The organism is Acidovorax sp. (genome assembly GCF_046291265.1).
In the GTDB taxonomy this organism is placed as follows: Bacteria; Pseudomonadota; Gammaproteobacteria; order Burkholderiales; family Burkholderiaceae_C; genus Acidovorax.
Genome location: NZ_JBKBTV010000025.1, coordinates 1 through 15772 on the forward strand (window position 1 = coordinate 1; position 15772 = coordinate 15772).

10 protein-coding genes and 1 pseudogene are annotated in these 15772 nt (G+C 67.2%); 5 read left to right on the forward strand and 6 right to left on the reverse strand.

Features of this window, described 5'->3' with window-relative positions; genetic code table 11:
* Together ACK41V_RS11575 and ACK41V_RS11580 are read right to left on the reverse strand one after the other, a co-directional pair.
* Positions 1–702, reverse strand: a pseudogene (locus ACK41V_RS11575) (hypothetical protein); the annotation flags it as partial.
* Positions 703–765: 63 nt separating this feature from the next.
* The gene (locus tag ACK41V_RS11580) at positions 766–1989 is read right to left on the reverse strand and encodes a murein transglycosylase A (protein WP_409782270.1); all 1224 of its coding nucleotides are present in this window, start codon (positions 1987–1989) and stop codon (positions 766–768) included.
* Between ACK41V_RS11580 and ACK41V_RS11585 the strand changes: the two genes are divergently transcribed.
* A complete protein-coding gene (locus tag ACK41V_RS11585; RefSeq protein WP_409782273.1) occupies positions 1922–2065 on the forward strand; it encodes a hypothetical protein in 144 nt (47 codons plus the stop codon). The genes ACK41V_RS11580 and ACK41V_RS11585 overlap by 68 nt on opposite strands.
* Positions 2066–2289: 224 nt before the next feature.
* Positions 2290–2937, forward strand: a complete 648-nt coding sequence (locus ACK41V_RS11590; RefSeq protein ID WP_409782276.1) for an OmpA family protein — start codon at positions 2290–2292, stop codon at positions 2935–2937.
* A gap of 68 nt (positions 2938–3005) precedes the next feature.
* Here the strand turns inward: ACK41V_RS11590 and ACK41V_RS11595 are convergent, their stop codons facing one another.
* The 4 genes from ACK41V_RS11595 to ACK41V_RS11610 are packed head-to-tail and all read right to left on the reverse strand — an operon-like array spanning position 3006 to position 10682.
* The gene (locus ACK41V_RS11595; RefSeq protein ID WP_409782279.1) at positions 3006–3635 is read right to left on the reverse strand and encodes a response regulator transcription factor; all 630 of its coding nucleotides are present in this window, start codon (positions 3633–3635) and stop codon (positions 3006–3008) included.
* Positions 3635–5680, reverse strand: a complete 2046-nt coding sequence (locus ACK41V_RS11600; RefSeq protein ID WP_409782282.1) for a two-component system sensor histidine kinase NtrB — start codon at positions 5678–5680, stop codon at positions 3635–3637. Before ACK41V_RS11600 ends, ACK41V_RS11595 begins: the two co-directional genes overlap by 1 nt.
* Entirely contained in the window at positions 5677–6492 is an 816-nt protein-coding gene (locus ACK41V_RS11605; RefSeq protein ID WP_409782285.1) for a carbon-nitrogen hydrolase family protein, read from the reverse strand. The genes ACK41V_RS11600 and ACK41V_RS11605 overlap by 4 nt, the downstream gene beginning before the upstream one ends.
* Positions 6489–10682 carry a YhdP family protein gene (locus ACK41V_RS11610; RefSeq protein ID WP_409782288.1) on the reverse strand — a complete coding sequence of 1398 codons (4194 nt, stop codon included), beginning with the start codon at positions 10680–10682 and terminating at the stop codon, positions 6489–6491. Before ACK41V_RS11610 ends, ACK41V_RS11605 begins: the two co-directional genes overlap by 4 nt.
* A 95-nt stretch (positions 10683–10777) precedes the next feature.
* Here ACK41V_RS11610 and glnE point away from each other — a divergent pair, with 95 nt between their 5' ends.
* Genes glnE through ACK41V_RS11625 form a run of 3 tightly spaced genes read left to right on the forward strand, consistent with a single transcriptional unit; the run spans position 10778 to position 15752 of the window.
* The gene (glnE, locus tag ACK41V_RS11615) at positions 10778–13540 is read left to right on the forward strand and encodes a bifunctional [glutamate--ammonia ligase]-adenylyl-L-tyrosine phosphorylase/[glutamate--ammonia-ligase] adenylyltransferase (protein WP_409782291.1); all 2763 of its coding nucleotides are present in this window, start codon (positions 10778–10780) and stop codon (positions 13538–13540) included.
* Positions 13541–13593: 53 nt separating this feature from the next.
* Positions 13594–14322: a TetR/AcrR family transcriptional regulator gene (locus ACK41V_RS11620; RefSeq protein ID WP_409782294.1), complete on the forward strand. Its 729-nt coding sequence runs from the start codon at positions 13594–13596 to the stop codon at positions 14320–14322.
* Positions 14319–15752 carry an efflux transporter outer membrane subunit gene (locus ACK41V_RS11625; RefSeq protein ID WP_409782296.1) on the forward strand — a complete coding sequence of 478 codons (1434 nt, stop codon included), beginning with the start codon at positions 14319–14321 and terminating at the stop codon, positions 15750–15752. Before ACK41V_RS11620 ends, ACK41V_RS11625 begins: the two co-directional genes overlap by 4 nt.
* Positions 15753–15772: the final 20 nt, after the last annotated feature.

Here is a 15772-nt window from a genome sequence, read left to right on the forward strand (position 1 = left end):
CACCTGCCCGGCGTCCAGAAAGGTGCTTTCCCACCCGAACTGGTAGCGCACCACCAGCCCGCGCAGCAGCAGCGACAACGCAATGCCCGCCGCCCAGGCCGCGGCGCACAGGTGCAGCACGCGCGCCGCGTGGTGCTGGATGTGTGCTGCGGTGTGGGCCAGCCAGCGGGTGTGAAAGTCCGCTGCGATGCGCGCTGCCAGGCCGCGCCGCCCCGCACGCCCGCTGTGCGCAGGGCGCATCCATGCCTCCAGCGTCCGCAACATGGCGTTGGGTCCGCGCGGCGGCCGCACGGCGCGCCAGGCCAGCAGTGCGTACACCACCAGGTTCCAGCCCAACACGGCGAGCAGCGGCGGCGACAACAAGTCCACGCGGTGGGCGTTGGCAATGCGGTCCAGCGCCAGCCCCAGCAGCAGGGCCACCCAGGGCAAGCCCATGGCCAGCCAGCGCAGGCGCGCACTCGGCTGCCGCAGCGCAGCCACGGTGGGGTCGCGTCCGCTGGCGCGCTGGGCGATGGTTTCGGCCCGGGCCAGCACCACGTCGCCCGCGCCCACGCGGGGCACGCCGCGCTGCCGGGCAGCGTCCACGGCCGTGCGCGTGGCCTCGTCGATCTCGGTCTGGCTGACCAACGTGCGCTCAGTGTCCACGTGCTCGATGGCCTGTGCCAGCAGCACGGTGCGCAGTTGGGCCACGGTGACGCGCATGAATAGTCCTGTTTTGATAGCTGTTAGCGCTTATGCATCAAGCGCTAGAGGCCAATTTGATGCTTATTTTGGCCACAGCGCCCACAAACGCAGGCCTTGTTTCAGGCGGCCTGCAATGTCGCCCGCCTCTTGCCCCCAGCCGGTGAAAAAGTCCGCGCGCACGGCGCCCAAAATGGCGCTGCCTGTGTCTTGCGCCAGCACCATGCGGCTCAGTTGCACCTGCGGCCCCGTGGAGGCCAGCCACACCGGGGTGCCGTACGGAATGCTCTGCCGGTCAACCGCAATGGACCGGCCGGGCGTGAGCGGCACGCCCTGTGCGCCCTTGGGGCCGAACTCGGCGTCCAGCCCGCTCAACGGCTCTTCGCGGAAAAACACGTAGCGCGGGTTGCTCCACAGCAGTTCATTGGTGCGGTGCGGGTTGGCAGTCAGCCAAGCGCGGATGCCGGGCCAAGTGGCGTCGCGCGTCAGGTTCTGGTCCAGCAGCCAGCGGCCCACGCTTTGGTAAGGCTGGTCGTTGGTGCCTGCATACGCCACACGCACGCTTGATATGGAGCCATCGGCCTCGGTGATGCGCAACCGGCCCGAGCCCTGGATGTGCAGCACCATCGATTCCACCGGGTCGCGCAGCCATGCGATGGCGCGGCCCTGCAGGGCGGCCTGGGCTTCGGGCAGGGTGTCGATCTGCTGGCGCGTGTACCAGGGCTTGCGGCTGCCCAGCGTGGCGGGGGTGCGGTACACCGGCACGGTGAAGCCGTTGCCAGGCTGGCGGGCAGCGTCGATCATGGGTTCGTAGTACGCCGTGAGCAGGCCGTCGGCATTGCCGTCATGGGCCTCGATGCGGTAGGGCTGCAGCCGGGTCATGAGCCAGGCGCGTTGCTCATCGGCCGTGGCAATGCTCAGCTGGCGCACCTCGCTGCACAGCGCGGTGAAAGGCGGCTGGGTCCGCTCGCAGCTTTTGATCCAGGCGTTCCAGGCTTCGTGCAACGCGTCCTGGGTAAAACCGGGCAGCTCGGCCCAGCGCACCGGGATCCAGCGGCTCTTGGCTTGCGCCAGCGGTGGCGGCAGCGGACCGGTGTCGCCGGGCAGCATCACCGGGCCGGTGGGGGGAGGCACGGGGATGGCCGTGGGGCGGGAGGGGCTTGGCGCCGGGGGCGTAGAGCAGGCGGCCAGCGTTCCTACAATCAGCGCCGTCCATACAAAGCGCAGGAGTGTCAATTTCATGGGGCTGATTTTGCTTGAAGCGCTGCTGGCGCTGGTGCTGCTGGTGGCCATTGTGTGGTGGACCATGTTCTCCGGCCGCAAGGGGGGCGAGTTGAAGGCGCCGCCCCAGGACGACGAAACGCCGCCGCCACCGGCTCCCTGATCGTCTGGATTTCGCCGTTCTTTCGCCTTTCTGCGCTGTTAGGCGCCCCGGGCGGTCGGCGGCCCAGTCCTACAGGCGGTGGGTGGGCACGCCGATGGCGCACCAGTGACCATGCCCTCACGATGGCGATACAGCTGGGCTCCGCGCCTGAGCGGATGAGGCAGCCCTCCCCGGGCAAGCAAACGCCTTCAACGCCCGGCTCTTCACCTTCAAGGAGCACACACATGCGCAAACACATTCTTCTCGGCGCCACTGCCGTCATCGTCCTGGCCACGGGCTGCGCCAGCATGGACGATACCCAGCGCCGCACCGCCACCGGCGCGGGCGTAGGTGCCTTGGCCGGGGCTGTCATTGGCTCCGCTACGGGTGGCAGCGCCGGTACGGGCGCCGTGGTGGGTGCGGGCGTGGGCGCCCTCGGCACCTACATCTGGTCGCAGAACATGGAGCGCCAAAAGCGCGAGATGGAGCAGGCCACCCAGGGCACGGGCATTGCGGTGACGCAGACGGCCGACAACCAGCTCATGCTCAATATCCCCAGCGACGTCTCGTTTGCGGTGGGCCGATCAGACATTCAGCCCAACTTTGGACCGGTGCTGGACCAGTTTGCCGCTGGCCTGCGCAACAACCCGAACACCGATGTGCGCATCGTGGGCCACACCGACGCCACGGGCAGCGAGGCTGTCAACAACCCGTTGTCGATGGACCGCGCCGCAAGCACGCGCAGCTACCTGGCATCGCGGGGCGTGGATGGTCGCCGCATCGCCATCGACGGCATGGGCGAACGTTATCCCATTGCCACGAACGACACCGCAGATGGCCGCTCGCGCAATCGCCGTGTAGAGATTTTTGTGGGCGAACGCCCCCGCGGCTAATGCATCTGCAAGGGGTGTGATTGCTGCGGCAGTAAGGGGGAGTACGCTGCAGCAGCGCACTTGACCGGTCAATGTCCCGTGCGAAGCAGGTTGGCCAGCTCCACGGCCGACTTGACCTGCATCTTGTCGAACACGCGGGAGCGGTGCACTTCCACCGTGCGCACGCTGATGTCCAGCTGGTCGGCAATCAGCTTGTTGGGCAGGCCTGCCACCACAAGGTCCATCACATCGCGTTCGCGGTCGGTCAAATCGCGCAGGCGCACTTGCAAGTCGCTGCGCTCGCGCACTTCGGCCAAGCGTTCGGCAGACTGTGCCAGCGCCTGCTCGATGCGGTCCACCAGCGCGTTGTCAGAAAACGGCTTTTCGCAAAAGTCAAAGGCCCCGCGCTTGACGGTGTCGACCGCCGTCGGCACGTCGGCATGGCCGGTCAGAAAAATCACCGGCATCGTGGCCAGGTCGCCACGCACAGCCAACAAATCAAACAATGCCAGCCCGCTCATGCCGGGCATGCGCACGTCCAGCAGCAGGCAGCAGGGCTGGCGTTGCGCCGGGCGGCTGGTGAGCATGGCGTCAAACGCTTCGGCGCTGTCAAACGATTCGCTGGGCAGCCTGCGTGACCGCAGCAGCCACGCCAAAGCTTCGCGCACGCTGGCGTCGTCGTCCACGATGTACACGGTGGCGTTGGTGATGGGTTCCATCAGGGTTCGGACGAAGAAGGTTGAATGAGCGGCAACGTGAAGGTGAATACCGTACCACGCGGCTCGTGGGGCGCAAATCCGAGAAAACCGCCGTGCTGCTCGATCACGGTGCGGCACATGCTGAGGCCCAGGCCCATGCCTTCGGGGCGGGTGGTGAAAAAGGGCGTGAACAGTTTTTCAGCAACCTCAGGGGCAATGCCGGTGCCGATGTCGGTCACCGCAAACTCAACCCAGCCGCTGTGCTGGTTGGAGGCGGTGCGGCGCACGCGGATGTCCAGCACGCGGGTGGGGATGCTGGGGTCGTCCATGGCCTGCATGGCGTTGCGCGCCAGGTTCAGCAGCACCTGTTCGACCATGGTGCGGTCGCACAGCGTGGGTGGCAACCCCGGCTCCACGGTGGTGTGCACGCGCACACCCAGCTTGCGGGCCTGCAGAATCACCAGCGGCAGGATGGCGTCCAGCAACTGCTGCGCGTGCACGGCTTCGCGGGCCTGGTCGCGGCGGCGCACAAAGTCGTGCACGCTCTTGATCACCTTGCCCGCCCGCTCGGCCTGCCGGGCGATCTGCTGCATGGCCATGCGAACGTCCTGCAGCTGTTCGGCACCGGGTGCCGCATCCGGTGCCGATGGTTCCAGCAGGTTGATGGACCCCGTGGCGTAGCTGGAGATGGCGGCCAATGGCTGGTTGAGTTCGTGGCTGAGCAGGGACGCCATTTCGCCCACGGTGGCCAGACGGGCGGTGGCCTGCAGGCGCTCTTGCGACGCGCGGGACAGCTCCTCCACCCGCCGTTGCTCGCTGATGTCGAGGAACGCGCTCATCCATCCCGTGTGCTGGCCCTGGGCGTTGATCAGCGGCGCCTCGATGATCAGCACCGGGAACCGGGTGCCGTCCTTGCGCATGAAAACCGACTCGAAACCCTCACGCGGCGGAACATGCTGGCCCGCCAGGCGAATCTCTTGCCGCTGGCGGTATTCATCCACCAGTTCGGGGGGCCAGTACGGCGCCGAAACGCTCTGGCCCAGCAACTCTTGGGCGCCAAAGCCCACCATGGCGCAGAACGCAGGGTTCACGTAGGTGATGCGGCCTTCCAGGTCGCGGGCGCGCAGGCCGGTGACCAGCGAGTCTTCCATGGCTTTGCGAAACGCCAGCGCGTCGGCCAGGTCACGTTCAGCGCGCAAGCGGCGGCGGTTGTCGCGCACCAGCACCCCCATCACGGTGACCAGCGCAATCGACATCGTCGTGACCAGGGCCGTCAGCACGTTGGGGAACACGCTGGGCGCTGCATGCCAGGTGTCCATGCGCAGCACCAGGGTGCTGCCGGGCAGGTCGAGAAGATGTTGCGCCGTGAACATGCGCGAGCCGCGGCGCGCGGCGCCCAGCACGGCCAGGCGCGTTCCATCGGGTTCGGTGAACGAGGCTTCCTGGCTGCGCGTGAGGTTGTGCGCCACCAGATTGATGAGCACGTCCTGCAGTGAATAGGTCACCACCAGAAAACCCGTGTTGCGCCCGCCCGCGGTCAGTGGCAAGCACAGCTCCATCATTTCGGAGCCCAGGCCGTCGCCATGGGGCTGGAAATAGCTGCTGGAATAAGACGGGCTGCTCAACCGGCGGGCATTGGCGCAGGCGATGGCCGAGTCCGACTGGCTGCTTTCGCGCAGGCGCGCATCCCATGCCACGGGCCGGTAGGGTGACTGCGCGTGGGTGCGCAGGCGCATGTTGGGTTCACGCCATTCGATGCGGACCAGTTCGCGGTTTTTACGCAGCAGCTCGGACGCCTCGATGTCCCAGGCCAGCTGGCCCGGGTCGCCCGCGTGCAGGGCCTGCAGGCTTTGCAGGTTGCGGTTGAGCGCCACGCGAATGTCTGACACCGCATCGGCCGTGTCGCGCTCCAGCCGTGTCTGCACCTGGCTGGCCTCGTAGCGTCCGGCCAGCCACACCATGGTGGCCAGCATGGACACCACCAGCAGCACCAGCGCCGTCCACAGCGACCAGCGGCGCCAGGCGCGCCGCCAGCGCAGCAACACAGTGAACCGGGATGCGGTCACAACACGCGGTGGGTCAGGGCGGGCAGCTGCTGGCGCACAGCGTGCAGGCGCTCGGAGTCGAGCACGCCCACCACCACAGCCTCGCCCTGCGCTTGTTGGTCCAGCACAGTGCCCCAGGGGTCTACCAGCATGCTCTGGCCCCAGGTGTGGCGGCCGTTTTCGTGGACTCCGCCCTGCGCGGGCGCGAGCACATAGGCCAGGTTTTCGACAGCGCGGGCACGCAGCAGCACCTCCCAGTGGGCCTGGCCCGTGGTGTGGGTGAAGGCGCTGGGCACCAGCATCAGGTCTGCGCCTGCACGGGCATGTGCGCGATACAGCTCCGGAAACCGGAGGTCGTAGCACACCGAAAGCCCGACGCGCCAGCGGTGACCGTCGCGTGCGTGCAGATCAAACTGCACGGGCGTGGCGCCCGCTTCGATGACACGGCTTTCGTAATACTGCTCGCGGCCGTTGTCAAACTGAAAGAGGTGGATCTTGTCGTAGCGCGCCACACACTCGCCCGCCGGATTGAACACCAGGGTGGTGTTGTGCACACGGTTCTCCGATGTGGTCTGCAGCGGCAGGGTGCCGCCCACAACCCACATCTGCAGCGTGCGTGCCGCAGTGGCCAGAAACTGCTGAATCACGCCCTCACCGTGGGCCTCGCGGAGGGCCAGCTTGTCGGTGTCTTTGTGGCCCATGGCGCAGAAGTATTCGGGCAGCACCGCCAGCTCGGCGCCCTGGCTGGCCGCCTGATCCAGCAGCACGCGGGCGGCATGCAGGTTGGCCTCCCGTTGCGTGCCCGACACCATCTGGATCGCGGCGACTTTCATGAGGGTTCTCCAGTTTTGGGGGGGGTGCTGCGGGGTGCGGTTTCGGTGGTCGCGCCGGGAACCGGGACCTGGGGTGAGGCTGCGTCGCGGCCGCGGCGGGCGATGCGCACGATGCGCGGGTCTGTCCAGGTGCCGTCGATGCGAAACTCTTGGGTGGCGGCCTCGATCAGCGGACCGCGCAGAAACACCTGGGCCAGGAAACTGCCCAGCCCGATCACCGGATTGATGGCCGTCGCGACCAACGAGGCGGTCAGCGCATTGATCTCCGGCACCACCACCACGCGCAGGTTTTGCGTTTCGTTGTCGATGCTGGCACTGCCTTCCATCAACACCGCTGCGTTCACGCCCTTCATCTGCAGGTTGTTGGTGGTGGCCACACCCTGCTCGATGCGCACGTCGCCGCGCACAAAGTCAAACGCAAAACCCTCGCTGAACACGTCGCGGAAATCGAGCGCCAGGCGCCGTGGCAGCGACTGCAGGCTCAGCACCCCCAGCAGCTTGGCCAGCCCGGGGTCGGCCTTGAGGAACTGGCCGGATTCGATGTTCAGATTGATCTGCCCGGTCATGCTGCGGTAGTCGGGGCTGAAGGGCGCGCCGATCCATGCCACCTGGCCCTCCATGCGGCCCTTGCCCCGCTTGACCACATCGGCCATGCCCATGCGTGCGAGCAAATCGCCCGAATCGCGAATGTCGAGCTTGAAGTTGAGCACCGTGCGCCGCTCAGGGGCCTGTGGGCCCAGCCCGGCGGCGTTGAGCACCGCCCAGTTGCCATTGGCGGTAAAGCCGGCTTCGGGCGAGAGGATGTTGAATTTGCTCAGGCGCCACTCGCGCTGCGCGCCCTCGCTGCCGCGGTTCTGTGCCTCTATCTCCACCCTGCCCAGGCGCTTGCCGCGCAGCTCGAAATCCTCCACGACGATGTCCAGCGCGGGCAGCGTGCCGGGTTGTTCATCCAGCAGCGCCTCGACCTGTGTCACGTCACTTTGAGGCATGTTCACGCGCGACAGGCGCGCAAACACCCGGCCATTGGCGTGGTCGACCGAGCCGGGTTGGCGGTATTCGAGGTAGCCGTTCAGCTCGGTAGCGTCCAGGTTGGCCCGCCAGATGGTGCCTTCGCGCAGGGCGCCTGCGACCACGTTGTGCAGGGTGCGGCCTTGCAGCGTGAGTTCGCGCGCGCGCACGGCCAGGGTCGTGGGCATGTAGTTCTGCGCGATGCCTTGCCCGGGTGGAGTCGCCGGGTTCGCCGCAGTGCGCGGCCCCGCTGCTGGCCCAGCGGCCTGGGACAGTACGTCGTCCCAAGCGTCCACGTCGATCTTGGATTGGTTGATGTTGGCGGCCACACCCTGCGCGGGCATAGGCGCGGATTCACCCGGGGCCAGGCCCACGCCAATGGTGCCGCGGAGCACCCTTGCCTGGGCGCCACTGACGTCGCGCAGGTACGTGGCGGACCCGAGCGCGCCGAGGTCCAGCGTGATCTGGTCGATCAGCGGCGGGCCTCCAGCCCCCCCGTTGTTGCCCGCGCTGCTGGCCAGGCCCACCAGTGACTCACGCGCCACCTGGCTTTCAAAACGCAGGGGCAGGCTGCTGTCGGCGGTCTTGCCCAGGGGCGCAGGAAGCTCCAGCGCCATGCCTTGCAGGCTGGTCGATACCTGAAGTTCTGGCACACCACGGCGAAACGCCAGGGCCAGGGTGTAGGGCGTGCTGCCGGTGGCCCGGCGGGCCAGCTGCGCCAGCATGCCCAGTTGCGGGGTTTGTTGCAGCCCTTCGGCCGTAGCGGTGCCTTGAGCGCGCAGCTGCACCGCCGATTCAGTGGCCGGTGCGTTGGCGGCCAGCGCGCGCATGCCGCCTTCCAGGCGCACGTTGCTTCCCAGGGCCTGGGCCTGCACGTTGTTCAGTGAGAAGCCTGTTTCACTGAACTGCACGGCGCCGCGCACGCGGGTCAGCGCAGGGGTGTCTGGCGTGATGCGCAGTTCGTTGCCCGCCAGCGTGACGCTGCCCTGTACTTTGGATTTTTCGAGCTCGCTGATAGGCAAACTCAGGCGCAACTGAAAGTCGGCGTTGCCGGTGCCGCTGGCTTGAGCCAGCGCATTGCCCGTCATGCCACCCAGGGGAGATGTGCTCATCAGGGTCAACAGCTCACCCAGCGGCCCGCGCGCATCGGCGCTCACCCCCACCACCGTGTGCGACAGGTCGGGGATTTTGGCTTCCACCTTCGACAACCGCAGCCCCTGTTGTCCCGCAAAGCTGCCGCTGGCACCACGCACCTGCATCGAAGACCGCTCGAAGATCAACTCTCCCCCCAGCTCCGTCAGTGCCGGCCACGGCAGCACGTTGGCAGGCTGCAGCTGCGGCGGGACATAGGCGTAGGTCACGTCTTTGACCCGCGCCGCAATCCGGAACTCGCCCGTTTTGGGGTCATTGAACGGCAGATCGTGCAGGTCGCCTTTGACGCGGAACTGCACACTGCTGGCGCTGCCGGCCACTACGGCATCGCGCACATAGTGGCGCGCATCCGCGGGGATGGACAGCGGCAAATAGCGATGCACCCGGGTGCCATCCGCGCGGTTGAGTGCGCCACTGAGGTCCAGCACCCCCGGAAAGCGCGAACGGTGGGGTGCCTTGCTCGCATCGCTGGTGTGCCAGGTGGCCCGCGCCTCACCCTGCGCGTCAGCGTTGGCAAACTGCACGTCGTTGGCCTGGACTGCAATGCGGTTTCCGTCGAATTGCCAGCGCACATCGGCACTAAGGCGGTCCAGTGGCACGACGGGGTCTTCGAACACCCCTGGCAGTACCAGTGCGCCCGAAGCCATGGTCAATCCGGCCTTGCCGCCCGCCTGCGTCATGTCGATGTCCACCGTGGCGCCCCGCAGGCCCAGGTGGGTAGGGGCCACCCCGGCCCCCTGGGCCGTGTCGCCTGCCAGCGCGAGGCCTTGAATGCGGCCTCGCACCTGGTATTGCTGCAAGCGGTCGAGCGGGCCTTTCCAGGTGGCCTGTATTTCGTCCACCAACCCCTTGGGCGTGTAGGTCCGCACTGCGTCGTGTGCGGTCGCACCCAGCGGCAACCGGCTGGCGATTTGTGCCAATGCGGCCAGGTCCAGCCGGTCGGCGCGCAGCTCGCCCTGCTCGGGGGTCTTGCCAGACGCCGAGGTGTGCACCAACCGCAGATTGCCGCCGGGCCAGACCAGACCGTCGTCCGTCTTGAACTGCAGCGCCTGGGTGGAGAACTCGAACCCACCATTGAGGCGCCTCCCTCCTAGTCGTCCCTGGACGTTGGGCAGGACCAAGGCTTCCAACCCGGGCGAGAGCGTGGTGTTCACATCGGCCAGCGCCAGGTCGGCTGTGCCGCCCACAATCTGGCCGCGCTGCACATCGGCCCAGGCGCGCAGCGCACCGCGGCCCTGGGCCACTTCAATGCCCACGTCCGCATGGTGGCGCAGGCGTGACACATCGACCCGTGCAAAGTCGGCAAATACCTGCCCACTCCAGTGTTTCCAGTTGCCGTCCCGCGCGCGCAGCAGCGGTGCCCTGAAAAGCCCCACCACCGAGAAGCGGTCGCCCCATTCTGGCGGGGGCGTGGCGTCCAGGCGCATGTGGTGGTGCCAATTGCCGTTGCGCAAAAGCAGATCCACCTTCTCCAGGGCCAACTCGGGCGCGTTGCGCTGCTCGTCGGTCCATCGCACCGTGCCGCCCTTGATAAACACCTCGCCTTGCGAAAACAACCAGTCGGCCGCGGCATTGTTGTCGCCTTGGGTTTCGGCGAACGTGAGACCTGCTATATAGATACGGCCGTCCGGTGCGCGGCGCATGTCGAGTTCGGGGCCTTCGATGTACAACTGCTCGAAGCCCGCGTTCAGCAGCGAACGCGGCGACAGCGCCACCACCACCCGCGGCAGCCGCAGGGCAGACCGCCCTGAGGCATCCAGGAGCGCCACGTCTGACAACTCGATGGACGGGATCAGGCCTTCGGTATGGGCCGAGATCGCGCCGATCTTGACGGGAACCCCTAGGGCCCGTGCGGCATGCGCTTCGATCTGTGGGCGAAAATCACCGATTCGCGGCACAATCCAGCCATGAAGGGCCCCCCACGCGATGGTCAGCAGCAGCCAGAAAGCCAGCAGCAAACCCAACGACCACCGCGCAAGACCTGCCACTATTTTCAGCAGGCGTGTGGGGTGTGGGATGGGATCGATCATGGTGGGAATGAATGTGGCAGGAATTATGACCCGCAGGCTTAGCCCGGGTTCACTACAAACCGGTGTTCATATGTACGCATTGAGTTGCGGCCGCCATGCAGACCCCCGGTTCTGAACCCCATTGCAACCCCGAGGCTGCCTTTGTGCTGGGGGCCGGGCATTCGCGCTTCTACCAGCGCCTGCACCGGCGTTATGAGAACGATCTCCCCTTGCTGCCCGCTGGCACGCCCACGCGTGCCACGATGGAGCAGGCCTATGGCGTGCTGCGAGCGCGGGGCTGTGACACCGGCACGGCCTTGCGGGTGCTGCGCCAGCTGGTCATGGAGCGACTCATCCAGCTCGATTGCGAAGCCCAGGCGCCTTTGGCCGACATCACCACGGCGGTCACCGAGCTGGCTGAACTGGCGCTGGACCGCGCCTGCGTCCAGGCACGGCAAGAGCTGGACGAGCGCCATGGCGCGCCGTCCGGGCCGGAAGGCCAACCGGTCCAGTTGTGGATCATCGGCATGGGCAAGCTGGGTGCCCGCGAGCTCAATGTCTCCAGCGACATCGACCTGATCTACGTGTACGAACACGATGGCGAAACCGCCGGTGCGGTCGATGGCCGGGGGCGCATCTCCAACCACGAATACTTTGCGCGCGCTGTCAAATCCATCTACAGCTTGGTGGGCGACACCACTGAACATGGTTTTGTGTTCCGGGTGGATCTGGCCTTGCGGCCCAACGGCAATTCGGGGCCGTCGTCGGTGTCGCTGTCGGCACTGGAGGAATATCTGCAGGTGCAGGGCCGTGAATGGGAGCGTTTTGCCTGGCTCAAAAGCCGCGTGGTCGCCCCGCGCGACTGTATTGCCAGCCCCGAAGTACAGGCTTTGCGGGGCGTGGTGCTGCCCTTTGTGTTTAGGCGCTACCTGGACTACAGCGTGTTTGATGCGCTGCGGATATTGCACCGCCAGATTCGCGACCACGCGGCCAAGCGCAGCGCCGGTCACCCCGAGCGCGCGAACGACGTCAAGCTGTCGCGCGGCGGGATCCGTGAGATTGAGTTCACCGTGCAGTTGTTGCAGGTGGTGCGCGGCGGGCAGTTTCCGGAGTTGCGCCGTCGCCCCACGCTGGATGCCCTGCAGCGCCTGGCCCAGGCGGGCCTGATGCCGCAGGAAACCGCCGACGCCCTGGCACGCGCCTATGTCTTTTTGCGCCGGGTGGAGCACCGCATCCAGTACCTGGACGACCAGCAGACCCACGTGCTGCCCACGCGCGACGACGATCTGGCCTGGATTGCCCATACGCTGGGCTACAGCAACTGCTGCGCCTTTTTGCACGAGCTGGACGCCCACCGCGAGCTGGTGGCACAAGAATTTGACACGCTGCTCGGCGGCGCGGGCAAAAAGCAGTGCAATGGTGGCGGATGTGGTGGCCCCCGCGCAGCGGCGCCCCCGCCGCCCGAGCTGGAAGGGCTGCTGGAGCAATTGCCCCCCGGGTTCCGGGAGCGCGTGGCCGAATGGCGCAATCACCCGCGTGTAGAAGGACTGCGTGACGAAGCGCGCGCGCGCCTTTTTCGCCTGGTGCAACGCACCGCGCAGTGGCTCAATGAAGGGCGTGTCACCCCAGAGGCCGCACTGCGCCTGGTCAACTGGCTGGAGCCGCTGCTGCGGCGCGAGAGCTACCTGGCGCTGCTGCTGGAGCGCCCCTCGGTACACGAGCAACTGCTGCACCTGCTGGGCGCCGCCAAGTGGCCTGCCCGCTACCTGCTGCAACACCCGGGCGTGATTGACGAGCTGGTGGGCGACGCGCTGCTCGCCGAGCGGTTTGTGGTGGCAGACTTCGAACGCGAACTCGCTCTACGCCTGACATCGCTGCAGTCCACCGGCGAAGACGACGACGAAACGCTGCTCAACCTGCTGCGCCGTGCCCAGCACGCCGAAACCTTCCGCACCCTGGCGCGGGATGTGGAGCGCCGCCTCACGGTGGAACAGGTCGCCGACGATCTGTCGGCGCTGGCAGACAGTGTTTTGCGGGTCACCGCGCAGTGGTGCTGGAGCCGCCTCAAGACCCGTCACCGCGAAAGCCCGCAGTTCGGCATCATTGGCTACGGCAAGCTGGGCGGCAAAGAACTGGGTTACGGCAGCGACCTCGACATTGTTTTTGTGTTCGACGACGACGACGAGCGCGCCCCAGAGGTCTACGCCGCGTTTGTGCGCAAGCTCATCAACTGGCTCACCGTGAAGACCGGCGAAGGCGACCTGTACGAGATCGACACCGCGCTGCGGCCCAACGGCAATTCGGGCTTGCTGGTAACGCGCTTTGAGGCCTATGCCAATTACCAGGAGCGCCGGGGCAGCAACACGGCCTGGACCTGGGAGCACCAGGCCATGACGCGCGCCCGGTTTGTACTGGGCAGTGATGCCCTGCGCGCGCGTTTTGACGCCGTGCGCGAAGCCGTCATCACGTCCGAGCGCGACACCGCAGCACTGCGCGACGAGATCACCACGATGCGCGAGCGGGTGCGCAGCGCCCACCCGGTGCGTGATGGGCAGTTCGACGTCAAACACAGCCCGGGCGGGATGGTGGATGTCGAGTTTGCCTTGCAGTACCTGGTGTTGTCCCACTCGGCGACCCACCCAGAGTTGCGGGAAAACAGGGGAAACATCACGTTGCTGAAACTCGCTGAGCAGGTGGGCTTGCTGCCGCCGGGCGTAGGCCACGCCGCTGCCGATGCGTACCGCGAATTGCGGCGCGTGCAGCACCAGGCGCGGCTGGACGAAGCACCTACGCAGGTCACGCCCCCCGCGTTGCAGGCCGAGCGTGACGCCGTGCTTGCGTTGTGGACCGCGGTATTTCTGCCCGCAAAATCTTTGTGAAATTTTTGTTACTTCAAACAATCGTTTGAATTTGGGTGGTTTAATCCGGGGCCATGAGTTCCGGCCCCTCCCCCATTCCCGCAGCCCAACGCACTGCCCGCAGCGACGGCGAAGACACGCGTGCCCGCTTGCTGGCGGCGGCGCTGCAGTTGTTCTCAGAACGCGGGTTTGCGCAGACGTCCGTGCGTGCCATCGCCGAAGCCGCGGGCACCAACGTAGCGGCCATCGCCTACCACTTTGGCGACAAGGCGCGGCTTTACACCGCCACGTTCTATGAGCCCTTTGGCAGTGGCAGCGACCTCATCCCGGTTTTTGCTGACCCCTCGCTGAGCCTGGCCCAGGCGCTGGGCTGCTACTTTGCGGGTTTTCTGGAGCCGCTTAAACACGAAGGGCTGGTGACCCAGTCACTGCGCCTTCATGTGCGGGAGCTGCTCGACCCCACCCACGTGTGGCCTGAACTGATCGAGCGCGAATGCCGCGCGCCGCACCAGGCGCTGGTGCAGCTGCTGTGCCGCCACATGGGCGTGCCGCAGGCGGACGACGACATGCACCGGCTGGCGTTCTCTCTGGCGGGGCTGGTCATGCAAATGTGGACGCAGCGCGACCCCTTGATCGCCGTGGCGCCGCAGCTGGCGGGCTCGGGGGCGGTCGATGCGTGGGCCGAACGGCTCACCGGCTACGCGCTCAGCATGGTGCAGGGTGAGATGGCGCGCCGCCAGACGTCCCCGGCACCCGCCAAGCGCCACATACCTCGAACATCGAACAAGGAAACCAATCCATGAAGCTGTCGCACCGACTCCTTTTAGCGGCCTGTGTGCCCCTGGCGCTCGGGGCCTGCGCTACAGCATCGCCTCCCGCCACCGTGTCGGCGCCCGCTCCCGCGGGGTGGCAGGCACCGCTGCCGCACCAGGGCTCGGTGGCTGGCCTGTCGCAGTGGTGGGCGCAGCTGGACGATCCGCTCCTTGTCGAGCTGATCGATACCGCGCAGACCATCAGCCCCGGGGTAGCTCAGGCGCGGTCGCGCATTGCGCAGGCCCGCGCCACCCAGGTGGCCAGCCGCGCTGCGCTGGGCCCCGCGCTGGACGGGCAAGCCAGTGCCAGCCGGGGGTTCAACGAGCAACTGGCAGGCATTGCCACCACCGCCCAGGCCGGGCTGCAGGCCAGCTGGGAGATCGATCTGTTTGGCGCCAACGCGGCCACCAAAACCGCGGCCGATCAGCGTCTGGCGGGCGCACAGGCGCTGTGGCACGAAGCCCGCGTCAGTGTGGCCGCCGAAGTGGCGTTGCAGACCAGCAGCCTGCGCACCTGCCTGGAACAGTTGAATGTGGCACAGCGCGATGCCCAGTCGCGTGGCGAAACCTCGCGCCTCTCGGCCTTGAGCGAGCAGGCAGGTTTTACCGCGCTGGCCACCGCCGCTCTGGCGCGTGCCAGTGCCGCTGAGGCGGCTGCGCGGGCATCGCAGCAGCGCATGCAGTGTGATGTGGAGCTGAAAACACTGGTGGCGTTGACGGGCTGGGAGGAACCCGCCCTGCGTGCGCGCTTGGCCGCGGCACCGGGCCGCCCTGCGCCGGACGCGCTGTTTGCCATTGCCGCCTTGCCCGCGCAGGTGTTGGCCCAGCGGCCTGATGTGTACAACGCCGAGCGCGAGGTCGCCGCGGCAAGTGCCGAGGTCGGCAACGCACAGGCCCAGAGGTATCCCCGCCTGTCGCTCAGCGGATCGGTGGGTGCCGGATGGGTGCGCACCGGGGGGGTCACGACCGACCTGAGCACCTGGACGATCGGGCCGCTGGCGCTCAGTGTTCCGCTGTTTGATGGCGGCCGCCGCGCTGCGCAGGTGGATGCCGCACAGGCGCGCTATGACGAAGCCGCCGCGTTGTACCGCGCGCGGGTGCGGCAAGCAGTGAGCGAGGTGGAGCAGGCGCTGGTGCGGCTGCAGAGCACGGCGGAGCGCAATGCCAGCGCACGCACTGCGGCCGAGGGCTACCGGGTGTCGTTCGACGCCACCGAGGCCCGGTGGCGTGGCGGCCTGGCCAGCCTGGTGGAGCTGGAAGACGCGCGGCGCACCTCGCTGGCTGCCGAGAACGCCCTCATTGCGCTGCAGCACGAACGTCAGGCGGCCTGGGTGGCGCTGTACCGCGCAGCCGGTGGTGGCTGGGACGGCACCCGCAGCGATGCAATAGCCCAGACCGCAGGCGCAGCCACGGCGCGCTGACGCGGGTGACCGCGCACCAC